Annotated in this window: 21 protein-coding genes; 9 read left to right on the forward strand and 12 right to left on the reverse strand. The window is 73.3% G+C overall.

Going from position 1 to position 24,632, the window contains the following annotated elements; all coding sequences use genetic code 11:
- Positions 1-317 precede the first annotated feature (317 nt).
- Positions 318-746 (forward strand): subtilase-type protease inhibitor, encoded by a 429-nt coding sequence (locus tag FGW31_RS32785; protein ID WP_142197178.1) that lies wholly within the window; start codon positions 318-320, stop codon positions 744-746.
- 170 nt (positions 747-916) lie between these two features.
- Here the strand turns inward: FGW31_RS32785 and FGW31_RS32790 are convergent, their stop codons facing one another.
- From FGW31_RS32790 to FGW31_RS32825, 9 genes are all read right to left on the reverse strand, one after another.
- Entirely contained in the window at positions 917-1,114 is a 198-nt protein-coding gene (locus FGW31_RS32790) for a CDGSH iron-sulfur domain-containing protein (RefSeq protein ID WP_142197179.1), read from the reverse strand.
- On the reverse strand, positions 1,095-1,748 hold the full coding sequence (locus FGW31_RS32795) for a HemK2/MTQ2 family protein methyltransferase (protein WP_142197180.1): 654 nt from the start codon (positions 1,746-1,748) through the stop codon (positions 1,095-1,097). Before FGW31_RS32795 ends, FGW31_RS32790 begins: the two co-directional genes overlap by 20 nt.
- Positions 1,749-1,770: 22 nt before the next feature.
- Complete coding sequence (locus FGW31_RS32800) at positions 1,771-2,778, reverse strand: iron-containing redox enzyme family protein (protein WP_142197181.1); 1,008 nt, start codon at positions 2,776-2,778, stop codon at positions 1,771-1,773.
- A 146-nt stretch (positions 2,779-2,924) separates the two neighbouring features.
- Entirely contained in the window at positions 2,925-3,101 is a 177-nt protein-coding gene (locus FGW31_RS35195; RefSeq protein WP_167530159.1) for a hypothetical protein, read from the reverse strand.
- A 66-nt stretch (positions 3,102-3,167) separates the two neighbouring features.
- Positions 3,168-4,178, reverse strand: coding sequence for a Ppx/GppA family phosphatase (locus FGW31_RS32805; RefSeq protein WP_142197182.1), 1,011 nt, complete (start codon positions 4,176-4,178; stop codon positions 3,168-3,170).
- 201 nt (positions 4,179-4,379) lie between these two features.
- A complete protein-coding gene (locus tag FGW31_RS32810) occupies positions 4,380-7,205 on the reverse strand; it encodes an NHLP bacteriocin export ABC transporter permease/ATPase subunit (RefSeq protein WP_142197183.1) in 2,826 nt (941 codons plus the stop codon).
- 1 nt (position 7,206) lies between these two features.
- Complete coding sequence (locus FGW31_RS32815; protein WP_142197184.1) at positions 7,207-9,429, reverse strand: NHLP family bacteriocin export ABC transporter peptidase/permease/ATPase subunit; 2,223 nt, start codon at positions 9,427-9,429, stop codon at positions 7,207-7,209.
- Entirely contained in the window at positions 9,426-10,232 is an 807-nt protein-coding gene (locus tag FGW31_RS32820; RefSeq protein WP_142197185.1) for an HlyD family efflux transporter periplasmic adaptor subunit, read from the reverse strand. The genes FGW31_RS32815 and FGW31_RS32820 overlap by 4 nt, the downstream gene beginning before the upstream one ends.
- A 111-nt stretch (positions 10,233-10,343) precedes the next feature.
- Positions 10,344-10,559, reverse strand: coding sequence for a type A2 lantipeptide (locus FGW31_RS32825; RefSeq protein ID WP_142197186.1), 216 nt, complete (start codon positions 10,557-10,559; stop codon positions 10,344-10,346).
- Between the two features lie 565 nt (positions 10,560-11,124).
- Here FGW31_RS32825 and FGW31_RS32830 point away from each other — a divergent pair.
- Positions 11,125-12,432 (forward strand): S1 family peptidase, encoded by a 1,308-nt coding sequence (locus tag FGW31_RS32830; RefSeq protein ID WP_142197187.1) that lies wholly within the window; start codon positions 11,125-11,127, stop codon positions 12,430-12,432.
- A 71-nt stretch (positions 12,433-12,503) separates the two neighbouring features.
- On the opposite strand, the gene FGW31_RS32835 is transcribed toward FGW31_RS32830, so the two are convergent.
- A complete protein-coding gene (locus FGW31_RS32835; RefSeq protein ID WP_142197188.1) occupies positions 12,504-14,648 on the reverse strand; it encodes a SpoIIE family protein phosphatase in 2,145 nt (714 codons plus the stop codon).
- A 246-nt stretch (positions 14,649-14,894) separates the two neighbouring features.
- On the opposite strand from FGW31_RS32835, the gene FGW31_RS32840 reads away from it, so the two are divergent.
- The 6 genes from FGW31_RS32840 (at position 14,895) to FGW31_RS32865 (ending at position 22,050) form a co-directional block, all read left to right on the forward strand.
- Positions 14,895-17,336, forward strand: a complete 2,442-nt coding sequence (locus FGW31_RS32840; RefSeq protein WP_142197189.1) for a SpoIIE family protein phosphatase — start codon at positions 14,895-14,897, stop codon at positions 17,334-17,336.
- A gap of 107 nt (positions 17,337-17,443) precedes the next feature.
- Positions 17,444-17,863 carry a CBS domain-containing protein gene (locus tag FGW31_RS32845; protein WP_142197190.1) on the forward strand — a complete coding sequence of 140 codons (420 nt, stop codon included), beginning with the start codon at positions 17,444-17,446 and terminating at the stop codon, positions 17,861-17,863.
- Positions 17,864-18,009: 146 nt separating this feature from the next.
- Positions 18,010-18,189 (forward strand): hypothetical protein, encoded by a 180-nt coding sequence (locus tag FGW31_RS32850; RefSeq protein WP_142197191.1) that lies wholly within the window; start codon positions 18,010-18,012, stop codon positions 18,187-18,189.
- 79 nt (positions 18,190-18,268) lie between these two features.
- Positions 18,269-19,249, forward strand: a complete 981-nt coding sequence (rfbB, locus tag FGW31_RS32855) for a dTDP-glucose 4,6-dehydratase (protein WP_142197192.1) — start codon at positions 18,269-18,271, stop codon at positions 19,247-19,249.
- A gap of 26 nt (positions 19,250-19,275) precedes the next feature.
- Complete coding sequence (locus FGW31_RS32860) at positions 19,276-19,776, forward strand: metallophosphoesterase family protein (protein ID WP_142197324.1); 501 nt, start codon at positions 19,276-19,278, stop codon at positions 19,774-19,776.
- A gap of 291 nt (positions 19,777-20,067) precedes the next feature.
- Complete coding sequence (locus tag FGW31_RS32865) at positions 20,068-22,050, forward strand: elongation factor G (protein WP_142197193.1); 1,983 nt, start codon at positions 20,068-20,070, stop codon at positions 22,048-22,050.
- A gap of 33 nt (positions 22,051-22,083) precedes the next feature.
- Here FGW31_RS32865 and FGW31_RS32870 read toward each other — a convergent pair whose 3' ends face one another.
- Positions 22,084-23,346: a YncE family protein gene (locus FGW31_RS32870; RefSeq protein ID WP_142197194.1), complete on the reverse strand. Its 1,263-nt coding sequence runs from the start codon at positions 23,344-23,346 to the stop codon at positions 22,084-22,086.
- Positions 23,347-23,530: 184 nt separating this feature from the next.
- Between FGW31_RS32870 and FGW31_RS32875 the strand changes: the two genes are divergently transcribed.
- The gene (locus FGW31_RS32875) at positions 23,531-24,241 is read left to right on the forward strand and encodes a TetR/AcrR family transcriptional regulator (RefSeq protein ID WP_142197195.1); all 711 of its coding nucleotides are present in this window, start codon (positions 23,531-23,533) and stop codon (positions 24,239-24,241) included.
- On the opposite strand, the gene FGW31_RS32880 is transcribed toward FGW31_RS32875, so the two are convergent.
- On the reverse strand, positions 24,204-24,569 hold the full coding sequence (locus tag FGW31_RS32880) for a nuclear transport factor 2 family protein (protein ID WP_142197196.1): 366 nt from the start codon (positions 24,567-24,569) through the stop codon (positions 24,204-24,206). The genes FGW31_RS32875 and FGW31_RS32880 overlap by 38 nt on opposite strands.
- Positions 24,570-24,632 lie beyond the last annotated feature (63 nt).

Below are 24,632 nucleotides of genomic sequence, written 5' to 3' on the forward strand. Positions count from 1 at the left end.
CCGGCGCCGGTGCGTTTCATGAACGGAAGGCGGCGTCGAACGGTCTTCCGCCGACGTAATCGGAATGTTTCAGGCCGATTGCCGAGCGATGGGTTTTCGGCCATCTGGCCACTTCGCATATGCGGCGGCCGTGCGATTGCCGGGCCGAGCCCCACCGGTCTTGTTACTTCGCGCCACTGATTCAATACGCAAGGTTACCGAAATCCGCACGGTCGACGTGTGTTTCCGCCGCGGACTCGGCAGACTCCCGCTCGCCGGTTCGGCACCGACCGAGCACGGGCCGGCACCTCGTCGACACGAGCGGAAGGATGCACACAATGCGGAACACCGCGCGCTGGGCCACCACCCTCGGCCTGACGGCCGCAGCCGTCTGCGCACCCCTGGCCGGCGCCGCATCGGGCGCCGACGGAACCACCGCCCTCTACGCCCCCTCGGCCCTGGTGCTCACCCTGGGCCACGGCGACAGCACCGCCACCGCCACACCGGAACGCGCGGTCACCCTGAGCTGTGCCCCCGGCCCCGGAGGCACCCACCCCTCCGCCGCCTCCGCCTGCGCGGAGCTGAACGGCATCGACGGCGACCTGGACGCCCTGACGATGAGAGAGGGCGTCTACTGCACCAGGCAGTACGACCCCGTGCTGGTCACCGTCGACGGCGTGTGGCAGGGCCAGCGCGTCTCCTACGAGCGGATCTTCCCCAACACCTGCGTGATGAACGCTCACGGTTCGAGCGTCTTCGCGTTCTGAGACCGGGATCGCACGGTTCCCGTGACCGCGCGGTGGCTCGCGGATCTGGGGAGAGTGGCCACCACGCGGAACGTGCGGTCCCGCGCAAGGAGGCCGGCGGGGGGGGGGGGGGGGCCCCCCCGCCCCCCGGGGGGGCTTCTACGCAGCCCGCACCGGAACGGGGCACCGGCTCACGACCGGGCCCGGTGGCTGGTGTCGCACCAGGGGAAGCGGCGACTGCGGCGACAGGTGCACAGCGCCACCCGGAAGCGGTCGGAGGACACGACGGTGCCGTCCTCCAGCTCCACCTCCACCGGCCCTTCGACCAGCAGCGGTCCCTTGCGCCGCACGGTCACGCGGCGCGGCGTGTCAGACGGGGAGTTCGGCACGGATCACCACCAGCTCTTCCCTGTTCTCCGTCGCGGTCAGCAGCCCGCGCTCTCGCAGCCAGTGCTCTCTGGCCCGCAGCACCGGGCCGAACGCGATCCGACGGCGCCGCGTCACCGCGGCCTTCAGACCCGCCTCCCGCAGCCGCGCGAGCGTCAGCTCCGGGTCGCTGAGCGCCGACTGCACCAGCAGCAGCACACCGCCGGGCCGCAGCAGCGCGGGAGCCTCCCGGCAGATCCGGTCCAGGACGAGCCGTCCGTCACTGCCCGCGTCCCAGGCCCGGGCCGGCCCGCGCGGCAGCCCACGCTCCCCGGGCGCCGGAACGTACGGGGGATTGGCCAGGATCAGATCGAACGACCGGCCCCGCACCGGCGCGAACAGATTGCCGCGCCGGACGCGCACGGACACCCCGGCCCGCAGTGCGTTCAGCCGGGCCGCGCACACCGCGCGGCGGGAGACGTCGACGGCGGTGACCTGGGCGCCGCGCCGGGCGGCCGCCACGGCGAGAGCGCCCGATCCGGTGCCGACATCGAGGACGTCGGCGCCCGGCGGGACCGGCTCCTCGGACAGCGCGCCGGCCAGCAGCTCGGTGTCTTCCTGGGGGGCGTACACACCCGGTGGTGCAAGCGATTTCACGGAACGCCGGGTACCCCGGGGATCACGACGTGAACTCACGATCCCGTGCCGTGCGCAGGGACGACCGGCCCGCCCGCCAGTCGGCGAGGAGCCGGTCGCCGAGCCGGTCCTCGACGAACACCGTGGCGTCGACGCCGAAGGCGATGTCCGCCTCGAGCTGCGGCTCCTCCTCCAGCAGGCCGCCGATGACGTCGTGGCGCACCACCTGCTCGTGCACGGCGTCCGCCTCCACGTGCTCGTCGTAGAAGTGCACGGCGGCCGGACCCGCGCCGGTGCGGCGCATCGCCTCGGCGAGCCGCCGGGAACCGGGCGAGGAGGTGATCTCCACCGTCGCGAAGTGACCCACCAGCGCGCCCCTGAGGGAGCGGTGCAGCCCGAAGAGCGACATCAGGTTCACCGTGACCAGCAGCTCGGCGCAGGCCGCGTCCAGGTAGCGCCCGTACGTCGGGTCCAGGTCGAGGTCACGCATCAGGTCGGCGAACAGCCGGGCGTGCACCCGGTCGCCCCGGCCGCCGCCGTACTCGTCGAACTCCACGGCCGCCATCGCCGCCTTGGCCCGCCCCCACAGCCGGGGCAGCACCCAGGCGTGCGGGTCGGCCTCCTTGAGGTGGTAGAGGGAGCGCTGGGCGGCGTACTCGCGCAGGTGCCACAGCTCGCCCTTGTCGCGCAGGAAGTGGCTGACGCCGGTGCCGTCCACCGGTTCGACCAGGAGCCCGGCGAGCGCGTCGTCGAGACGGTCGTGGCGCCGGGCGTCCGCGCGGAGCGCGGCGAGGAAACGGCGCTCCAGGGCGCCGCGGGTGCGCAGCAGGTCGGGGTCCCACTCGAGGTCCGCGGGGACGCCCGCGAACCCGCGGTAGTGCAGCTCGTAGCAGAGGTACAGAGCCAGCTGGAAGTCGTCGCCGTACACGGGTGCGGCGGCGACCTCCTCGTCGTGGGGCAGGGGGCCGATGCCCCGCAGGTGGTTCGCCACGGCGGTGCTGAGGGGGCCGCGCGGTGCGGGCAGCAGGGGTTCCTTGCCGGTGTCTTCCATGCGCCCCGGGTACCCGGGCGGTGCGGGGCCATCCCCGCACCGGCGGCGCCGGGCCCTCGGGCTGCCCGATGACGACCTGAAGGCGCCGGTGAACGACCGCACCCGCGAGAGCCCGCCGACGCAGCAGGGACCGCTCGGCGTGGGCTCTACTCGCCCTTCGCCTGCTCCTGCGCGTGTGTGTTCGGGGTGACGGTGTCGCCGGCCTCGCCGCGGTGGTGGCGCTCGTCGGAGTCCCGGGTGCGGCGTGCGGCCTCCTCCACCTCGCGCAGCACCTCCTCGGCGGCCGTCGCGGGCTTCTTGTCGCGGTCGTCGCGCTCGGACACGTGGCTCTCCTTCGTTTCGTTGCGTCCGGTACGTCTCTGCGTCGTCGTGCGGCCCGTCCGGCCCGGTCAGCCGAGCGGGCCGGCCACACGCAGGGGGACGGGCTCGGTGGCGTCCGTCTCCTTGGCGTTGAGCCGGCTGATCTCCGCCCACCAGGACGGGCCGTCCTCGATGTGGCGCAACAGCACCCCTTCGCGCAGCGCCCACGGGCAGATGGTCACCGTCTTCAACCCGGTCAGCTTCATGGCGGTGTGCGCCACGACCGCGCCCGCCAGGCTCTGCACGGACCGCGGGGCGGAGATGCCGGGCAGCCGGGCGCGTTCGGCGGCGGGCAGCGCGGCCAGCCGGTCGATCGCGCCGCGCAGGTCGATGCTGGACAGCTGCCGGTCCGTGAACGGGCCGTGCCGGCCGGGCGCCGCCCCGCACAGCCGTCCCAGCTGCTGGAAGGTGCGCGAGGTGGCGACCGCCGTGCGCGGACCCTCCCAGCGGATGCGGGCCGCCACGTCCCGCAGCTGGTGGCGCACCCTGCGGCGCAGCGCCCGGATCTGCTCCGGTGTGGGCGGGTCCTGGTCGCCGAAGTACTCGTGGGTGAGGCGGGCCGCCCCCAGCGGCAGCGAGGCCGCGAAGTCGGGCAGCCGGCCCCGCCCGAACGCGGCCTCCAGCGACCCGCCGCCGATGTCGAGCAGCGCCAGCGGGCCGGAGCGCCAGCCCATCCAGCGGCGCGCCGCGAGGAAGGTGAGCTCGGCCTCGACGTCGCCCGGCAGGGTGCACAGGTCGACGCCCGTGCCCTCGCGCACCGCGCGCAGTACCTCCTGCCGGTTCGGGGCGCCGCGCACCACGGCGGTCGCGAAGGCCAGCGGGCCCGACGCGCCCCATCGCGCGGCGGTGCGGTTGGCCGCGGCCACGGCCTCCACCAGGTCCTCCACGGCCCGCTCCGGCACCGGCGCGCCGGGGGTGACCTGTTCGGACAGCCGGAGCGGCCACTTGGCCGTGTGCACCGGCAGCGGCGCACCGCCCTCCGTGTCCGAGACGACGAGTCTGACGGTCTTCGATCCCACATCCACCACGCTGGTCCGCATGGCCGGTGGGTACCCACTTACGGCCCGGGCCAACGGTCGGGGCACGGAGGATGGCGAAGACACGACCCAGGTGTGACCGGAGGGTAACGTTCCGTTGACTTCCGTCGGCCGGACTCCGCGTCGCGGCCCACGCCCCGGCGGGCGCTACGGCGGGCGTGCCCTCTCAGGCGCCGGTCCCGGGCACGGACGCTGCCCGGCCCGTCAGGTCATCTGCCGCCGCACCAGTTCGTGCAGCCGGCCGCCGGTGTCGGCGAGCAGCTGGGCCGGCGGACCCTGCTGCACCACCTTGCCGCCCTCCATCACCACGACCCGGTCCGCGTCCAGCACCGTCGACAGCCGGTGCGCGATGACGATGCGGGTCGCCTGGAGGGCCTTGGTGCTCTCGATCACCGTGCGCTGCGTCTCGTTGTCCAGGGCGCTGGTCGCCTCGTCGAAGAAGAGGATCCTCGGCCGGCGGATCAGCGCCTGGGCGATCATCAGCCGCTGCCGCTGGCCGCCCGAGACCGCCCCGCTGCCGGAGACGATCGTGTGCAGCCCCATCGGCATGCGCTTGATGTCCTCGGCCAGCCCCGCCATCTCCGCCGCCGCCATCGCCTCCTCCGGCGTGTACGGCTCCGATCCGCAGATGACGTCCAGGATCGAGCCCGTGAACGGCTGGGCGTGCTGGAGCACCACACCGCACTGGCGGCGCACCGCCGACTGGTCCAGCGCGGCCAGGTCCTGCCCGTCGTACAGCACGCTGCCGGAGACCGGCTTGTCGAAGCCGATGAGCAGCCGCAGCAGCGTGGACTTGCCGCAGCCGCTCGGCCCGACGATCGCCACGAACTCACCCGGCCGCACCTCGAACGACACGTCGTCCAGGACCAGCGGCCCGTCGTCGGAGTAGCGGAAGGACAGCCGCCGCGCCTCGATCGCGCCGGACAGCGGGCCCGGCCGCGTGCTCGCGGTGCGCACCTCGGGCGTGGCGTCCAGCACCGGCTTGATCTGCTCGAACAGCGGCAGCGCGGCCACGCCCGAGACGAACGCGCCGGTCAGCTGGGTGACCGAGGTCAGCACCATCGTCACCGACGTGTTGAAGGTGAGGAACTCCGCCGCCGTCATCGAGCCGCGGGCCGGCCCGGCCAGCAGCATGAACATCGCCAGCGTGCACACCGGCAGGTAGACCGCGCCCAGCACCGCCGTCAGGTTCTTGATCCGGCCCGCCTTCTGCTGCAGCTCGCGGCTGCGGGCGAACTCCGACGCCCACGCGGCGTACGCGTAGTTCTCCGCCGCCGCCACCCGCAGCTTCGGCAGCCCGCGCAGCGTCTGGAAGGCCTGGTTGTTCAGCTTGTTGGTGAGCACCACCAGCCGTCGCTGCCAGCGCACCTGCCACAGCCCGAGCGCCAGGAACACGCCCGCGATGACGACCAGCATCCCGATCGCGGCCAGTGCCATCGGCACGCTGAACCACAGCAGCAGCCCCAGGTTCATCGCGCCGACGGTGACCGACTGCGCCACCGTCGGCCCGACCCCGGCCAGCAGCCGGCGGATCGCGCTGATACCCATGGCGGCGCTCGCCAGCTCGCCCGTGGACCGCTCGGTGAAGAACCGGGTCGGCAACCGCAGCAGCCTGTCCCACACGGCCGGCTGGAGCGTCGCCTCCACCCGGCCCTCCAGCCGCAGCAGGGTGAGGTTCTGCAGCAGCATGAAGGCGGCGGCCACCACACTGCTGAGGATCACCGCGAGACACACCTGCACGATCAGCTCGGTCTGCGCCTTCGGCACGTACTCGCCGAGGACCTTGCCGGTCGCCAGGGGCACCAGGGCCCCGATCGCCACCGTCACCAGACCGCTCAGCAGCAGCCCGGTCAGATCGCCGCGCGTGCCCGTCATGCAGAACCGCAGCAGCCTCAGCGGGCTCAGGCGGCGCTCGGGCAGCGGGCGGTAGAACATCACCGCGCGCGGCTCGAACTCCTCCGCGTTCGCCTTCTCGACCGGGGTCTCCCGGCCGGTCGCGGGATGCACCGCCGCGTAGCCGCCGCGCCGCCACAGCAACGCCACCGGCGCGCCCGACAGGGCCCGGTGGCCCACCAGCGGGCCGACGTCGTCGCGCCACCAGCGGCCGGACAGCCGGACGACACGGGTGCGGACCCGCGAGGCCAGGGCGACCTGCTCGACCGGATCGAGCCGGTCACCGCCGGTGCCGGACTGCGCCGGCGCGGCGAGCGTGATGCCGGCCTCCCGCGCCACCAGCTTGCACGCCGCGTACGTGGCGTCCGCGTCGGCGGCCGTGGTGCGCTGCCCCGACCGCTTGCCGATGGCGGCCAGCAGCGTCCGGTCGGCCTGCGCCCGCACCGCCTCGCCGGCCTTGATGCCTTCGGCGGTGCGCGTCTCGTGGGTGTGCTCCAGCTGCTCGATCCACCGGTCCAGCGTCGTCATCAGCCGGTACTGCTGGTCGACCATGCTCTGCCACAGCGCCGGGTCCATCAGCAGGTCGGCCGCCGCGTCCGCGCCGTACAGCGAGCCGTACTGCACGCTGCCCGGCGGCACCTGCATCCAGAACACGTCGTCGTCCGACGGCGCGGCGGCCCGGTCGGTGGCCATCGGCGCCTGGAACAGCACCGAGAGGCTGCGGCCCACACCGAGCGCGAGGGCGTACTCCAGCGGGCTCGTCGTCGGCGGCACGTACTGCGGATTGCCGTACTCGTCGTACGACCAGGTCTGGGTGGCGGCCGGCTGGTACAGCTCGCGCAGGCCGATGCGGTGCACCACGCAGTCCCGCAGCGGGCGCGCCACCAGCGTGTGGGCCGGACCCGCGACGGGGCCCAGCACCAGCGAGCCCGCCTCCAGCCGGCCCAGGTGGTGCCAGTGGCCCTGCTGCTCGGCGTCGACCGCGAACAGGTCCACGGCACCGGACGCGATCAGCCACAGCACCTGCGGCCCCTCCAGGTCCAGGCGGCCGAACCCGGAACAGTCGATGGGCGTGCCCAGCGACCCGAGCGCGCCGAGGACGAGGTCACCGCTCTGCCCGTCGTGCACGGTCGTCATCTCATCGCTCCCTGACCAGCGCCGCGTACGCGCCGCCGCGCGCCACCAGCTCCTCGTGCCGTCCGCGCTCCACGACCGTGCCGTGGTCCAGGACGACGATCTCGTCGCTGTCGCGGACCGTGCTCAGCCGGTGCGCGATCACCACGCAGGCGCAGCCCCTGCGGCGCAGGTTGTCCATCACGACCAGTTCCGTCTCCGCGTCCAGCGCGCTGGTCACCTCGTCGAGCACCAGGATGCTCGGCCGCCGCACCAGCGCCCGCGCGATCTCCAGGCGCTGGCGCTGGCCGCCGGAGAAGTTCCGGCCGTCCTGCTCGACCGGGCTGTGGATGCCGCCCGGCCGGCGCGTGATCACGTCGTACAGCGCCGCGTCCTTCAGCGCCTCCACCACGGCCTCGTCCGGGATCGACGGGTCCCACAGCGCCACGTTGTCGCGGACCGTGCCCTCGAACAGGAACACGTCCTGGTCGACGAAGGAGACGGAGGCCGCCAGCGCGCCGCGCGGGATGTCCTCGATGCGCTGCCCGTCGATGCGGATCACGCCCTCCCACGGCGTGTACAGGCCCGAGATCAGCCGGGACACCGTGGACTTGCCGCTGCCGGAGCCGCCGACCAGCGCCACCTGCCGGCCGGGGCCGACGGTCAGGTCGAAGCCGGTCAGCAGCGGCTTGTCCAGCGGGTTGTAGCCGAAGGTGAGGTTCTGCAGCTCGACGTGCCCGTGCAGGCGGCGGGTCGACTCACCGGCTCCGGGACGGCCGTAGAGCGGGTCCGCCCGGAAGTTCTCCACGTCCTTCAGCCGGGCGACGTCCGCGGCGAAGTCCTGGATCCGGCCCGCGACGCCGTTCAGCCGGGTCAGCGGGGCGGTGAAGCGGGTGACCAGCGCCTGGAAGGCGACCAGCAGACCGACCGAGATGTGCCCCTCGACGGCCCGCATGCCGCCGATCCACAGGATCAGCGCGCTGTTGAGGGTGGCGAGCGTCGGCGCGACGATGCCGAGCCAGGCGCTCGGCACGCCGAGCCGCTGCTGTTCCTCCAGGGTGGTGGCGTGCTGACCGGCCCACTTGCGGAAGTAGCCGTCCTCCCCGCCGGTCGCCTTCAGCGTCTCGATCAGCTGCAGTCCGGTGTACGCCGTGTTGGTGAGCCGTGCGGAGTCCGCGCGCAGCTTCGCCGTACGCGTGGCGCGCAGCCGGATGACGATCCGCATCGCCACGATGTTCAGCAGCGCCACGCCGATGCCGATGAACGTCAGCTGCGGGTCGTACGTGTACAGCAGCACCGCGTACAGCACGACCACCACCGCGTCCACGCCGGCCGCCGACAGGTCGCGGGCCAGGGTCTCGGCCACCGCGTCGTTGGACTGCAGCCGCTGCACCAGGTCCGCCGGGCTGCGCTGGGAGAAGAACGTCACCGGCAGGCGCAGCAGATGGCGCAGGAAGCGCGCGCTGGACAGCGTCGAGGAGATCAGCCGGCCGCGCAGCAGGTTGGCCTGCTGGAGCCAGGTCAGCACCAGCGTGAGCAGCACGCACGCGGCCATCGACGTGAACAGCACGCCGAGCAGGGAGGTGCGGCCGCCGATCAGGAACTCGTCGATGAAGGTCCGGCTGAGTCCGGGCACGGCCGCGCCGACCGCGACCAGCAGCAGGCTGGAGAGCACCACGGCGGGCATGGTGCCCGCGGTGCCGCGCAGCCGGGCGGGCATCGCGCCGAGCACACCCGGCCTGCGCCCGCCCCGGCTGAAGTCCGGGCCGGGCTCCATCACCAGGACGACACCGGTGAAGCTGCCGTCGAACTCCTCCAGCGGCACGAACCGCCGCCCCTTGCCGGGGTCGTTGATGTACACGCCGCGGCGGCCGAACCGGCGGCCCATGCCGTCGTAGACGACGTAGTGGTTGAACTCCCAGAACAGGATGGCCGGCGCGGCCACGTCGGCGAGGGCCGCCAGGTCCATCTGCATGCCCTTGGCGGTCAGCCCGTAACTGCGGGCCGCCTTCAGCAGGTTGCTGGCGCGCGAGCCGTCGCGGGAGACACCGCAGGCGATGCGCAGTTCCTCCAGCGGGACGTGCCGGCCGTAATGGCCGAGCACCATCGCCAGGGAGGCGGCGCCGCACTCCACGGCCTCCATCTGGAGCACGGTGGGCGTACGGACGGTCTTCGAGCGGGCCTTGGGCACCTTGCGCTTGGGCGGCGCGGCACGGCGTCTGCCGCGGGTCTCCTGGACGGCGGTCACGGCAGCAGCCAGTCGACGGGGCGGCGGTCGGCCAGCCGGATCGAACCCGTGGCCAGGGTCATCGAGGTGAGCGCGAACGGCGGACCGTCCGCGGAGGACCACTCGTACCCGCTGTCGGTGGTCGGCGACTTCTTCAGCTCGACCGTGACGGCCACCGGCCTGCCTTCCTTCGTGAACTGCTCGCCGAGCTGGCTGTCGCCGAGGAACGCCGCGATCTGCTGGGCGGACTGCGCCGAGCGGTCCACCGACTTCACCTCGCCGTGCAGCACCCCGTACTCCTGGCTGGGCACCGACTGCACGGTGAGGTCGACGGAGGCGTGCGCGGGGATGCCGGCGGCGCTCTCGGCGGGGACGTAGACCGTCGCGTACAGGGGGGCCTTCGCGCGGGCGACCTTCTCCACGGCGGCGACGTTCGCACCGGGCCGGATGATCTGTCCGACCGTGGCGGCGAGCGCGCTGATCCGGCCGGCGTCGAGGGAGCGCACCACGCTCTCGCCCTGTTCGGTGCGCACCTTCAGGACGGGGGAGCCGGCGGGCACCTGCTCGCCCTCCTCGGCGAGCACGGCGGTGACCTGGCCGGCGACGGGGCTCTGCAGGATGTAACTGCCCTGTCCGTGGGTGAGGACGGCGGGCGCGCTGACGGTGGAGGCCACGGAGCCGGTCACCGCCCACACCGAGGCGGCCGCCATCGCGATCACCGTCACGGACAGCACGAGCCAGCCCTGGGGTCGGGCGAAGCGCACCGGGAGATCCAGCTCCTCCGGTGACTGGAGCTTGGCGAGGGCCTGTTGACGGAACTGCACGTGTCTTCCCTCACCTGAGTGAGCTGAGCGACGTAACTCGGGGACCGTGGGCGCATCACTGAGTCCCGGAGCCGGGGTGCGGCTCCGGGACTCAGTGACACAAGGGCGCGATCAGAGACCGGCGACCAGGCTGGTGACCGGGGCCGTGTTCAGGCCGGTGACACCCTCGACGGTGCCGACGGCCGTGTCGACCAGGCCGGAGACGGGGGCGATGCTGTCCACCGCGCCAGTGAGGGTGTTCACGGCGTTCACGGACAGGCCGCCGGAGACGTTGTCGAGGTCGGCGTCGGAGATCTCGACGGTCTCAACCTGGGGGGTGGAGTTCATGATGGAACTTCCCTTCGTATGGATATTTCACAAGGGGGGAGCGGCCCCCTCTGGGGACAGATGAAGCCGCGACCGCGGGCGCCGGACGCCCGTCGCCGGGAGCCCGGAACGGCCTTGCGGTGCGATGGATCAAAGCACGCTGCGGGCGCGGGCTTCCAATCAACCAAACGCCTCACCAGGCAACTTGCGTCCAGCAGGCGTTCAAGCGTGCAGAAGAGGTCACGGCTCGGCGGCGACTTCTTCACATGCCCCACGGCATCGGCTCATCCGGTCACTTGACGCCCCTGTTGCAACATCCTGCACACCGGAAACGGGTCTCCCGCGGACCGTCGATCGTCGGACGCGTTTTCGATCCGGTGACCGGGTTGAGCATTCGATGTGTAGATTCGCTGAAGCTGAAATTCCGCTGCGTGATCACAACTGATCGCACATGACCGATTGCTGAGCGTGAGGATCGGTCCGGTTTGAACACCTCCCGCGGCACACGCGTACCACCAGCCATCCGGGCGCCCCGACGGCCGCCGCACGGCGGCACCACTCCGGTCCCTCCAGGAGGTCGAGAAGTTTGAGTCACCAGCGAATTCCGAAGCGCAGGACCGCTCTTGCGGCGGGCGGCGTGCTGGCGCTCGGCGCCGCCGCGATCCTGCTCCCACACGCCAACGCGTCCCAGGACGGCGCGTCCCAGGACGGCGCGTCGCAGGGCGCCGCGACGGCACCGAGGACCCTCGGCGCGACGGACGCGCCGGGCCTCGCCGCGCGACTCGCCGGACAGCTCGGCGACGCGTTCGCCGGCTCCTACTACGACAGCGCCGGCCGGCGGCTCGTCGTCAACGTCGTACCGGACGGCGACGGCACCGCGGCCGAGCGGGCGAAGCGGGCGGGCGCGGTCGTCCGCGAGGTCGACAACAGCATGACCGAACTGGACGCAGGGACACGGACACTGACGGCGGAAGCGGCCGTCCCGGGCACCTCGTGGGCCGTCGACCCGCGCACCAACAAGATCCTCGTCACCGCCGACAGCACGGTGACCGGTGACCGGTGGAACAGGCTGGAGTCCACCGTGCGCGGCCTCGGCCCCGGCCTGGCGACGATCAGGAAGTCGCAGGGCACCTTCAGGACGTTCGCGTCCGGCGGCGACGCCATCTTCGCCGGCGGCTCCCGCTGCTCGCTCGGCTTCAACGTCACCGCGGGCGACGGGACCCCCGCGTTCCTGACGGCCGGTCACTGCGGTGTCGCGGCCGAGCAGTGGTCGGACACACAGGGCGGTCAGCCGATCGCCACGGTCGACCAGGCGGTCTTCCCCGGCGCGGGCGACTTCGCGCTCGTCCGCTACGACGACCCCGCCACCGTGGCGCCGAGCGAGGTGGACCTCGGCGAGGCGACCCTTGCGATCTCGCAGGCCGCTCAGGCGGCCGTCGGCCAGGAGGTGTTCCGGATGGGCAGCACCACCGGGCTCGCCGACGGGCAGGTGCTCGGCCTGAACGCCACGGTGAACTACCCCGAGGGCACGGTCACCGGCCTCATCCAGACCGACGTCTGCGCCGAGCCCGGGGACAGCGGCGGTGCGATGTTCACCCGGGACGGGCTGGCCATCGGCCTGACCTCCGGGGGCAGCGGCGACTGCACCTCCGGCGGCGAGACGTTCTTCCAGCCGGTCACCACGGCCCTGGAGGCCGTCGGCGCGACCCTCGGCGACGCGGGCGGCGAGCAGGCGGGCGGCGAGCAGGCTCCCGGAGCGGGCGGGGAAGCCGGCGCGGGTCAGGAGCCCGGCGGCGACGGCACCGGCGACCGGGCCGGCGGCGCGGAGACCGGGGCCGGCCGGGACCCCGGAGCGGGCACGGGTCAGGACTCCGGCCCGGCCGGCACCCACTGACACCGCCGAAGCACCGCCCCCGGTCCGGCCCCGTCACCCACCGTGGCGGGACCGGACCGCCGCACGCCGGTTCAGCCCTCCGGAAGCGCCCTGAGCAGCAGCAGCGCGATGTCGTCCAGCCGGCCCTCCGCGTCCGCGCGGGGCCGGACCAGCGCGTCGGCGAGGTCGTCCAGCGGCCGGTCGCCCAGCTCGGTCAGACGCCGCCCGAGATCCGCGAGGGCGTCCTCGAAGTCGGTGCCGGGGGACTCGACCAGCCCGTCGGTGTACAGGACGAGCAGCGAACCGGGGGAGAAGTCGACCTCGGTCGTCGGGTACGTCGCCGAGGCGTCGATGCCCAGCAGCGGACCACCCGCCAGGTCCAGCACCCGGACCCGCCCGTCCGGCCGGCGCAGCAGCGGCGGCGGATGACCCGCACGGGACATCACGGCCCGCCCGTGCGCGGGATCGAGCCGCAGGTACAGACAGCTCGCGAACAGGTCCGAACCCAGGTCCACCAGCAGCCGGTTGGTGCTGCGCATGACCTCCTCCGGTGCCTGCCCCACCGTCGTGTACGCGCGCACCGCGGTGCGCACCTGACCCATCAGGCCCGCCGCGGTCACGTTGTGCCCCTGCACGTCCCCGATCACCGCCGCCGCCGTCCCCCGGGTCGCCACCAGGTCGTAGAAGTCGCCGCCTATCTCCATGCCCTGAGTGGCCGGCAGATAGCGGGCCGCCGCCTCGATGCCGGCGATCGACGGCAGCGTGTGCGGCAGCAGCGCCTCCTGCAACCCGTGCGCCAGCCGGTGCTTGGCGTCGTACAGCAGCGCCCGCTCCAGCGCCTGGGCGATCAGACCCGCCAGACTGGTCAGCACCGCCCGCTCCTCCGTCGCGAAGTGGTGCGGCGCCGCGTACGACAGCACACACGTCCCCACCGGCCGCCCCGACGCGATCAGCGGCAGATACGCCCACGCCGAGAACTCCGACGGGTCCACCAGCAGCACCGGATACAGGCGCTCGATCTCCGCACGGCTCTCGAAGAACGCGGGCACACCCGAGCGCAGCACCTGGCCGCCGGGGATCTGCCGCGACAGCGGCATGCCGTCGAACCGCTCCACGACCCGCGGATCGGCGTAACCGTGGTGGCCCAGCACCTGGAGCCGGCCCGCCCGCGAACCGAGGAGCACCACCCCCTGGCTGCCCACGGCCGGCCCGATCTCGTCCGCGACCAGCTGCACCACGTCCTCCACGCCGACCGCCTCGGTCAGCGCCCCGGCCAGGCTCAGCACCTGGGAGATGGTGACCAGCCGCGCCGCCGAGGGGCCGGGCCGCGGCGCGGCGCGGTCCATCTCCGCCACCGCGCGCGCCCGGCTGATGCGCACGCTCAGACCGGTCGTGCTCGGGTACAGCCGGAACGACAGCCACTCGCCGGGCGGCCGCAGCGCCACGAACGAGGTGACGTGCTGGCTGAACAGGGCGGCCCGGTAGCGGTCCTCGTACACCGGGTCGTTGAGCCAGGGCACCGACGCCCACAGCTGGGCGCCGAGCAGCCGGTTGACCGGCACGCCCAGCAGGTCGGCCGCGGCGGCGTTGGCGAAACCGACCCGCCCGTGCAGATCCAGCGAGCACAGGCCGTACGGCAGCCGCGACACCAGCCGCGCCGCCTCCACCGTGCCCAGCGTGCCCGCCATGCCTCCCACCAGCGGCGCGGCCACGAGATCCGGCTCGGGCGGCAGCGGCAGGCTCTGTTCGGCGGCCCGCTCCAGCCGCACCGCCAGCCGGTCGCAGGCGGCGCTGAGGTGATCACGCTCCCAGTCGGACAGCTCCGGCGGGTGCGTACCGGGCCAGGTCACGAAGACCGCGCCGTACGCCCTGGTCGCGGTCGCCACCGGCAGCGCGGCCAGCGAGAACGGATACGGCAGCACCATCGCGATGCGCGGGTAGCGGCGGGCCATCTCCTCCTCGCCGCCCACCCACACCAGCCGCCGCTCGCGCACCGCGTCGGAGACCGGGATCGGCGCGCTCAGCCCCACCCGCTCCCACGGGGCCGCGAAGGCCCGCGGCAGCCCCGCCATCACCGCCATCTCCAGCACCGACCGGTCCGGTGAGAGCACGTACACCGCGCCGGAGTGGGCATGGACCTCGTCCATCATCGAGGCCAGCGTCAGCGACAGCATCGGACGGCCGACCCGGGGACGCGCACCCGACGGCGCCTGCGCGGACGACTGCCCCTCCGACACGCCGACCACCTCCTCGTACGGCCGCGCCACCGACCCCGGGACCCAATCTCCCCCCTCGTCGGCCCTCGCGCACGACGAGCCGACGGCGGAGGACCGGACGGGACGCCGGGCCCCGGCGGACGCGCCACCGCCCGACCCATCACGCACCCCTCCCGTTTACCCCCGTCCCGGGCCCCCACGCCGGGGCCCGCGCGGGCGCAGCCGGACGCTTCACAGGGGCTGCGCGGGTGTCCCATTAGCGCTGTAATGGCCAACGTGGTCGGTGAGGGCGCTGCGGGAGGCAGCACGAGGACGCTGCGTGCGCAAGGCGCCCTCAGGGCGATCGCGGCCGACCGCGCGTCCACCGAACGGCTGCGCAGAACCCTGGAGCAGGCCCTCGTCTTCGCCGGCGCCGCCTTCGCCGCCCTGTACGCCCCCAGCGCCGACGGTGAGCTGCTGTACCTGGCGGAGTCCGCCGGCGTGCCCAGGACGCTGTGCGGGGTGCGGGACAGCTATCCGGTCGCCGGGCGGGCCCCGGTGGCCGAGGCGCACCGCGGACGGCCGGTGTGGCTGGGGCCGGAGGACCTCGCCGCGCAGGCCCAGTCGCGGCGGGTGCCCAGCCGCGCCTTCTTCCTCGCGGCGCTGCCCGTGCGCGGCGGCGGCTGCCTGCTCGCGGTCAGTGAACGCGCCCACGGGTTCGACGCCGACGACCGGGTCTGCCTGGGCCTCGTCGCCGACGCCGTCGCCTTCCCCGAGCCGCCTGCCGCCACCGACGGCGCCGACCTGCCGCACGGCGGCTTCAGCCTCGCCATGGACACCGGCCGGGTCCGGGTCGACGAGAACATCCTGGAACTCTTCGGGCTCGACCCGGACGACTTCGACGGGCGGGTGGAGACCCTGCTCGGTCTGACGGTCCCCGAGGACCTGCCCTCGCTGATGTCCGTCGTCGAGGCCGACCACATGACGATCGGCGACCGCGAGCTGGAGTTCCGGGTGCTCCAGCCCACCGGCCCGCCCAAGTGGCTCCGGCTGAGCGGCCGCCTGGTGCCCGGCGGCGAGGGACGTCCCGCCCGCCTCGTCGGCACCGTCGCCGACGCCTCCACGCTGCGCTCCGACATCACGGACGTGGCCCGCGTCCAGCGCCTCGCCGCGGCCCTCGCCACCGCGGTCACCGTCCGTGACGTCGGCAAGGCCGTGGTCGCCGCGCTGCGCCGGCCGTTGCGCGCCGACCGGATCGCGCTCGCCGAGCTGGAGGGCGACCGGCTCGTCGTCACCGTCCTCGACCCGCCCGAACCGGACGCCTGGCCGGCGCTGTGGCGCGCGGAGTGGCGCACCGAGTGGCCCGACGCGCCGGTGCGCACCATGCCCACCCTCGCGGCCGCCCTGCGCGAGGGCCGCGCCCGGATCTGGCCCGCCGGCTCCTCGCTGGAGGAAACCCTCGCCGACGTCGGCCCGGGCGGCCTGGCCATGCTGCCGCTGCCCGCCGGGAACCGGATGGCCGGCGCCTGCCTGATCGGCTGGGACACCCCGCACGACTTCGGCGCCGACGAACGCGCCCTGCTCACCGCGGCCGCCGGCCTCGCCGGACAGGCCCTGATGCGCGCCCGCGCCTTCGACGCCGAGCACGAACTGGTCGGCATGCTCCAGCGCCAGCTGCTGCCGCGCCGCCTGCCCCGGCTGCCGGGCGCGGTCGCCGTCGCCCGCTACCTGCCCAGCACCGCCGGCCTGGAGCTCGGCGGCGACTGGTACGACGTGATCCCGCTGCCGGACAACCACGTCGCCCTCGTCATCGGCGACGTCCAGGGCCACAGCGCCGGCGCCGCCACCCTCATGGGCCAGATGCGCACCGCGCTGCGCGCCTACGCCGTCGAGGGACACCCCCCGGACGTCGTGGTGTCCCACGCGAACCGGCTGCTCATGGACATGGAGACCGACCTGTTCGCCACCTGCTGCTATGTCGACATCGACATGGAGGAGGGGTTCGCCTGGTGCGTCCGGGCCGGCCACCTCCCGCCGGTGCTGCGCCACCCGGACGGCCGCACCGAGATCGCGGAGGCCGAGGGCGGCCCGCCGCTGGGCGTGATACGGCAGAGCGACTTCCCCATGAGCCCGCTCAGACTGCAGCCCGGCACCATGGTCGCGCTCACTACGGACGGACTGGTCGAGTCCCCGGACATCGACATCGACGAGGGCATGGACCGCTTCGCGCGGCAACTGGCCGCCGCCGACCCCGCCCATCTCGAGCCGGTCGCGGACGCCCTGCTCGGCAAGGCCCCGCGCAGCGACGACGTCGCCCTGCTGCTGGTGCGCTACGACGGCATGGCCGCGCGCCCGCTGCGGGAGAGCTGGACGGTGTGGCGGGTGCCGCAGGCGGTGGGGCACGCCCGCCGCTTCACCCGGCGCACCCTGCGCTCCTGGGGTGTCTCCGAGAACGTCGACGCCGCCCTGCTGGTCGTCTCCGAACTGGTCACCAACGCCCTGGTGCACACCGACGGCCAGGTCCGCCTCGACCTCACCCTGGTCAACGGCCGGCTGCGCCTCGCCGTCGCCGACGCCTCGCCCCGTACGCCCGTGAAACCCACCAGCATCGGCTGGGAGGCCACCGGGGGCCGGGGCATCCTGCTGGTCGAGGCCGTCTCGGCGGCCTGGGGCACCCTGCCGGTCAGCGGCGGCAAACAGGTGTGGGCCGAGTTCGTCCTGCGGCACTGACCGCCGCGCCCGGCCGCCGTTCCCGCACCTTCCGGCCCGCGCCCGGTGACCGTCCGGCTCCGGCGGGTACCCGGTGCACCGGCCGCAGGACGGAGGAAGGAGACGCCATGCCGCAGCACGTCCGCGACATCATGACCGGCGCGCCGGTGACCGTGGGACCGTACACCTCCGTGGCGGAGGTGGCCCGCGTGATGCGGGACCGGGACCTCGGGTCCGTGCTGGTGACCGACGGAGACCGGCTGCGCGGGCTGGTCACCGACCGTGATCTCGTGGTGCGTTCGGTCGCCCGGGGCGGCGACCCGGAGGAGACCACGGTGGCGGACGCGTGCAGCGAGGACCTGGTGACGGTGGGACCGGACGACGATCTGGACCGGGCCGTGCGGCTGATGCGCGAGCACGCCGTGCGGCGGGTCCCCGTCGTCGAGGACGGACACCCCGTCGGGATCCTCTCGCTGGGCGACGCCGCCATGGAACGCGACCCGGACTCGGCGCTCGGCGACATCAGCGTGGCCCGGCCCAACACCTGAGCGCATCCGGGCACTCCGGCCGGGCGGACGACCGCCCGGCCGGGCCGCGGTGTCCGCACGCGCCGACGGCCGTACGGGGGCGGGTGTTTGGCCCGCGGCGAGCCGGGGACCCGGACGGCAGCGCAGCAGAAGGAAGATGATGCGACGTGACCTCGGAGATCAGTGACGAACCCCGGCCCCGCCGGGCGGAGACCGGCTGGGCCCGCGCCCGGCGGCTGCGCGGCAAGGACGCGCTGCGGACCTGTCTGCCCGCCGTGGACCGCGGCACCGGTGACCCCGCCCCGACCCCGGGCGCGGAGGCCAACATCGTGCGGGGCGAGGACTAGGACCGTCCCCGCACCGGGACCGCCCGGCCACGCGGTGCGGTTCGCCCCGGCGGGCCACGGCAAGGTACGGATGGCCCTCATGAACCTCCTCGTGACCGGAGCCGCCGGCTTCATCGGCTCCCGCTACGTCCGCATGCTGCTCGCTTCCGACGCGCCCGACGCGCCGCGCATCACCGTGCTGGACGCACTCACCTACGCCGGAAGCCTCCGCAACCTCGAACCCGGCCACCCGCGGCTGGAGTTCGTCCACGGCGACATACGCGACGCGGAACTCGTCGACAAGCTGATGGCCGACACCGACCAGGTGGTGCACTTCGCCGCCGAGTCCCACGTCGACCGCTCCATCCGGGCCGCGTCCGACTTCGTCCTCACCAACGTCGTCGGCACCCAGGTCCTGCTCGACGCCGCCGTGCGCCACTCAGTGGGGCCCTTCGTGCACGTCTCCACCGACGAGGTGTACGGATCGATCACCTCGGGCTCGGCCACCGAGACGCACCCGCTCCGGCCCAGCTCCCCGTACTCCGCGTCCAAGGCCTCCGCCGACCTGCTCGCGCTCGCCCACCACCGCACCCACGGCCTGGACGTCCGCGTCACCCGCTGCTCCAACAACTACGGACCGCACCAGTTCCCCGAGAAGATCGTCCCGCTCTTCGTCACCCACCTCCTCGACGGGCGGAAGGTCCCGCTCTACGGCGAGGGACTCAACGTCCGCGACTGGCTCCACGTCGACGACCACTGCGCCGGTGTCGATCTCGTCCGCACCGCGGGACGCCCCGGTGAGGTCTACAACATCGGCGGCGGCACCGAACTCACCAACCGGGAGCTCACCGGCCGCCTCCTCGAAGCCTGCGGCGCCGGCTGGGACCGGGTGGTGCACGTCGAGGACCGCAAGGGCCACGACCTGCGCTACTCCGTGGACTGGAGCAAGGCCCGCGACGAACTCGGCTACCGGCCGCGCCGCGACTTCGACACCGGCCTCGCCGAGACCGTCGCCTGGTACCGCGACCACCGCGCCCGGTGGGAACCGCTCGAGCGGCGCACCGACGCGGAGCGGCCGTGACCGGCGCGGCCGGCCCGGCCGCCGGCCTGCGACTGCTCCTGATGTCCGACACCCACCTGCCCCGCCGCGCCAAGCGGCTGCCCGCGCCGCTGCTCGACGAACTCCCGCACGCGGACGTCGTCGTCCACGCCGGGGACTGGGTCGACACCGCCACCCTCGACCTGCTGGAGAGCCGCAGCCGCCTGCTGGTCGCGGTGTACGGCAACAACGACGGGCCCGAGTTGCGCGCCCGGCTGCCGGAGATCGCGTACGCGGACCTCGGCGGGCTGCGCTTCGCGGTGATCCACGAGACGGGGCCGGCGCGGGGCCGCGAGGCCCGGTGCGCCGCGCGCTTCCCCGGCCTCGACGTGCTCGTGTTCGGACACAGTCACATCCCGTGGGACACCACCGCTCCCACGGGACTGCGTCTGCTCAATCCGGGCTCACCGACGGACCGCCGCCGGCAGCCGCACTGCACCTACATGACCGCCACGGTCACCGGGAGCGGTCTGTCGGACGTGGTGCTCCACCGGCTGCCCCCGCGCTGACGGTCCGGGCCGCTTCCTCCCGACGGAAGCGGCCCGGCGCTGTGAGTACGTGCGCTTTCACGGACCTCCTTCCCACGATCGGAGGTGATATCGGGCGACTACCCCTTCCGCACGGACTCACACACCCGTGCCCGAAGGGTCCCGGGACGCGGCTTAATGCGTTGCGGGCGTCCGCGCGGTTCTGCTGCACTGCCCGGGACGGCGCAGTCGAGTCCCGAGGAGCAGCAGTGCGAGCACCGTTCATGTCCCCCCAGGAAGAAACGGCTCACTCTCCGAAGGACATGACGCTTCGTGCACGTGCTCAATCTGGGAATCCTCGCCCATGTCGACGCCGGTAAGACCAGCCTGACCGAGCGGCTGCTGCACTCCGCCGGGGTGATCGAGGAGGTCGGCCGCGTCGACGACGGCAACACCACCACCGACACCCTCGCGCTGGAGCGGCGGCGCGGCATCACCATCAAGTCCGCCGTCGTCTCGTTCCCGCTGGACGGCGTGACGGTCAACCTGATCGACACCCCCGGCCACCCCGACTTCATCGCCGAGGTGGAGCGGGTGCTCGGCGTGCTGGACGGCGCCGTGCTGGTGGTCTCCGCCGTCGAGGGGGTGCAGGCGCAGACCAGGGTGCTGATGCGGACCCTGCGGCGGCTGTCCCTGCCGACCCTGCTCTTCGTCAACAAGATCGACCGGCGCGGCGCCCGCGAGGCGGACGTGCTGCGGGAGATCTCGGCCCGGCTGACCCCCGCGATCGTGCCCATGGCGACGACCGAGGACCTCGGCACCCCCGGGGCCCGCTGCGTGCCGGGCCTGTCCCCGACGGCGCCGGACGTCCTCACCGCCCTGGACGACGACCTGCTCGCCGCGTACGTCGAGGGCACCGTCACACGGTCCCGGCTGCGGGAGGCGCTCACCGCGGGGACCCGGCAGGCCCGGGTGCACCCCGTTTTTTTCGGCTCCGCCGCCACCGGCGCCGGCGTCGACGCGCTGCTGGCCGGCGTCCGGGACCTGCTGCCCCCGGCCGACGGCGACCCCGACGGGCCGGTCAGTGCCACCGTGTTCAAGGTGGAGCGCGGCGGGACCGGGGAGAAGATCGCGTACGCGCGGATGTTCTCCGGCACCCTGCGCGTCCGCGACCGGGTCCCGTTCGGCCCGGACGGCGGTCCGGGCCGTGCGCAGGGCCGGGTGACCGGGATCAGCGTCTTCGACCGGGGGACGGGCGCCCGCGCCGATGCCGTGCCGGCGGGGCGGATCGCCCGGCTGTGGGAGCTGGCCGACGTCCGGATCGGCGATGTGATCGGCGAGCCGCGCACGGCCGGCGAACGGTTCTTCGCCCCGCCCACCCTGGAAACCGTCGTCGTTCCCGGACCCGGAACGGATCCGGGGGCGCTGCATCTCGCCCTCACCCGGCTGGCCGAACAGGACCCGCTGATCGGCCTGCGCCACGACGAGGCGCGCCGCGAGATCTCCGTGTCGCTCTACGGGGAGGTGCAGAAGGAGGTGTTGCAGGCGACCCTCGCCGAGGAGCACGGGCTCGACGTCGCCTTCCGCGCGACGACGCCCCTGTGCGTGGAGCGTCCGGCCGGGCCGGGGGCGGCCGTGGAGTTCAACCGCAAGGACGGCAACCCCTTCCTCGCCACGGTCGGTCTGCGGGTGGACCCGGCTCCGGCCGGATCCGGGGTCGCCTTCCGGCTGGAGGTGGAACTGGGCTCGATGCCGTACGCGTTCTTCAAGGCGGTCGAGGACACCGTGCGCGAGACCCTGGAGCAGGGGCTGCGCGGCTGGCGAGTCACCGACTGCACGGTCACCCTGACCCACTGCGGTTACTCGCCCCGGCAGAGCCACGCGCACCAGGGCTTCGACAAGAGCATGTCGAGCACCGGCGCCGACTTCCGGGGGCTGACGCCGCTGGTCCTCGTGGAGGCGCTGCGGCGGGCGGGCACCGTGGTCCACCAGCCCGTGCACCGCTTCCGCGTCGAGGCCCCGGCGGACACCCTGGGTGCCCTGCTGCCGGTGCTGGCCGGGCTGGAGGCCGTACCGGACACCACGCGCACCCACGGTGCGCTCTGTGTGCTCGAGGGCTCGGTGCCGGCGGCCCGGGTGCACGCCCTGGAGCAGCGGCTGCCGGGCCTGACCCGCGGCGAGGGCGAACTGGAGAGCGCCTTCGGGCACTACGCCCCGGTCGCCCACGGTCCGGTGCCGGAGCGTCCGCGCACCGACCACAATCCGCTGAACCGGAAGGAGTACCTGCTCAACGTGGCGCGGAGAACGGGCGGTTGACCGGCACCGCCCGCTCTCCGCGTCCCGGCGCGCCTATCCGGCGGACGGGCCGGTCCAGCCGGCCACCACGTGCCCCAGGCGCACCCGCTGCGGATGGTCGCCGACGGGCACGGAGACGGTCTTCTCGCCGGTCCTGAAGTCGATGGCGGTGACCTGGTCGGCGCCGCTCTCGGAGACCACGCAGGACTTCCCGTCACCGCTGACGGTCGCCCAGTACGGCTTGGAGACGCTGACCAGCGGGCCCTCCTGAAGGGTGGCGCGGTCGACGACGGTCGCGTAGTCGTCCATGGTGCCCGCGACGCAGAGCTTGGTGCCGTCGGGCTTCATGGTGATGCCGTGGTGGCGCGAGTCGTTGACCCAGGTGGTGCGGTCGTCGCTGGTGGCCGGGTTCTTCGGCAGGGTCTTGGTGCGGGTGATGCGGTCGGTGGCGACGTCGTACTCGAAGAAGCCGTTGAAGAACGACACCTGGAAGTACAGCTTCGACTCGTCCGGGGAGAAGGCGGCCGGGCGGACCGCGTCGGAGTGGTCCTTCAGGCCGACGGCGTCGAGCCGCTCGCGCATGTCGATCACCTTGACCTGCTCGAACGTGGTGGCGTCGACGACGGTGATGCGGCGGTCGCCCTTCGTCCAGTCCAGCCAGGTCGCGTCCAGCGCGGTGTTGACGTCACCGATGGCCATGTTCCAGATGTACTTGCCGTCGCTGCTGAAGACGTTCTCGTGCGGCTTGTCGCCCGTGGCGAACGAACCGAGTTCCTCGCCGGTCCCGATGTCGAGGACGTGCACCCGGTTCGAGGTCGAGGCCGAGACGGCGACGCGCCGGCCGTCGGGGGAGACCGCCATGTGGTCGGAGCGGTAACCGGACACCGGGAAACGCCAGTTGATCCGGCCGGTGGCGAGGTCGAGGGAGACCACGTCGGCGAAGCTCGGCCGGGAGACCACCACGGAGGTGCCGTCCGGTGTGGAGTACATGTCGTCGACGAACTGGTCGTGGCCCTCGCCGACGCTGTTGCGGATGGCCATGAAGTAGATCCAGTGGATCGGGTCGGCGTTGATCTCGGCCATCCGCTCGTCCTTGTCGGGGACGACGTCGATCCGGCCGATCCGCGCGAAGTCGCCGGTGGACTCGATGACATCGGCGGTGCCGTCCCAGTTGTTGCCGACGAACATCACCTCGTTCAGGGCGGCGGAGGAGCCCGGGGCGGGGCCGGCGGCGGTGGCGACGGCGGCGGGCGCGGTGACGGTCAGGGCGAGGGCGGCGGCGAGGACGCACAGGGACCTGGTTCTGCGGGTCGGCATGACTGCTTACTCCTTCGCGGGTGGGGGCGGCGTTGTGAGTTGGGCATGCCAAGGCAGGGGAGGGGTGGGAATCTGAACACGCGTGCTTTCAGAATCAACTTACTGAAAAGTAAGGACGGGTGGCCTTCTCCACAAGACCGTGGACACGCCAAAATTGCGGGTGCGTACGACGAGGGGAGGGCCGGTGCCGGGCAGACTGAGGGCACCGAGCGGCCGTTACGCCGGGAAGACGGCCGAGGAGCGGAAGGCCGAGCGGCGCCGGCGCTTCCTCGACGCCGGGCTCGAACTCTTCGGCGCACGGCCCGGCTACCGGGCCACCACCGTCGCCGCCCTCAGCGAGGCCGCAGGACTGTCGACCCGTCAGTTCTACGAGGAGTTCCGCAGCCTGGAGGACGTGCTGGCCGCGCTGCACCTCCAGGTCAACGACCGGGCCGCGGCGGCCGTCCGGGCCGCCGCCGCCGAGACGGCGCACGCCCCGCTCACCGAACGCGTGAGCGCGATCTTCCACGCCTACGCCGCCGACGTCACCGGCGACCCCCGGCGCATCCGCATCGCCTTCGTGGAGATCATCGGCGTCAGCGCGCGCCTGGAGGAACAGCGTCTCGCCCGCCGCGCCCACTGGGTCGACCTGATCTGCGCCGAGGCGCGGGCGGCCGCCGAGCGCGGCGAGGCGGCGCCCCGCGACTACCGCCTCGCCGCGACGGGATTCATCGGCAGCGTCAACGGACTGCTCCACGACTGGAACGCCGGATGGGTGGACGCCACCCTGGACGAGGTCGTGGAGGAACTGGTCCGCCAACTACTGGGCATCCTGCGCCCACCGGGATGGACCGGGCGGACGAACCGACCGGGCCCGGCTACTCGTCCCACGCCTGGATCATCGTCTGCCCGGTGATCCGGCCGTCCCGCAGGGTGAGCATCGACTCCGAGAGCACCCGCACCCCGTCCGGGTACACACAGCTCTCGCAGTAGGCGGCCCGGTCGCCCTGGACCACGCACTCCTCGAGCTTGTGCGTCATGTCGCGGCTGTAGACGTCGTCGAGCATGGCGGCGATCTCGTCCCGGCCGCGCAGGACCTTGGGATGGCTGGGCTGGGTGTTGCGGTCCACGATGAGCAGTTCCGCGTCGTCCGCGTAGAGCGACACCAGCATGGCCGACGTGTCCGCCTCGACGCCCCGGCGCAGTGTGTCGGTGCCGAAGACCGGTTGTGCCGCGGTTCCCATGATGACCTACCTCCTGACGAGGCCGCGGCCCGGTCCACGGGCGGGCCGGCACGGCCCCACCTA

Origin of the sequence: Streptomyces calvus (genome assembly GCF_006782915.1) — a bacterium.
GTDB lineage: Bacteria > Actinomycetota > Actinomycetes > Streptomycetales > Streptomycetaceae > Streptomyces > Streptomyces calvus.

What these genes read in the sequence shown, in the direction of transcription:
- FGW31_RS32785 (WP_142197178.1), top strand. Translation starts at nt 318, where the DNA reads ATGCGGAACACCGCGCGCTGGGCCACCACCCTCGGCCTGACGGCCGCA.
- FGW31_RS32800 (WP_142197181.1), bottom strand. Translation starts at nt 2,778, where the DNA reads ATGGAAGACACCGGCAAGGAACCCCTGCTGCCCGCACCGCGCGGCCCC.
- FGW31_RS32805 (WP_142197182.1), bottom strand. Translation starts at nt 4,178, where the DNA reads ATGCGGACCAGCGTGGTGGATGTGGGATCGAAGACCGTCAGACTCGTC.
- FGW31_RS32810 (WP_142197183.1), bottom strand. Translation starts at nt 7,205, where the DNA reads ATGACGACCGTGCACGACGGGCAGAGCGGTGACCTCGTCCTCGGCGCG.
- FGW31_RS32825 (WP_142197186.1), bottom strand. Translation starts at nt 10,559, where the DNA reads ATGAACTCCACCCCCCAGGTTGAGACCGTCGAGATCTCCGACGCCGAC.
- FGW31_RS32840 (WP_142197189.1), top strand. Translation starts at nt 14,895, where the DNA reads ATGGCCAACGTGGTCGGTGAGGGCGCTGCGGGAGGCAGCACGAGGACG.
- FGW31_RS32845 (WP_142197190.1), top strand. Translation starts at nt 17,444, where the DNA reads ATGCCGCAGCACGTCCGCGACATCATGACCGGCGCGCCGGTGACCGTG.
- rfbB (WP_142197192.1), top strand. Translation starts at nt 18,269, where the DNA reads ATGAACCTCCTCGTGACCGGAGCCGCCGGCTTCATCGGCTCCCGCTAC.
- FGW31_RS32870 (WP_142197194.1), bottom strand. Translation starts at nt 23,346, where the DNA reads ATGCCGACCCGCAGAACCAGGTCCCTGTGCGTCCTCGCCGCCGCCCTC.
- FGW31_RS32880 (WP_142197196.1), bottom strand. Translation starts at nt 24,569, where the DNA reads ATGGGAACCGCGGCACAACCGGTCTTCGGCACCGACACACTGCGCCGG.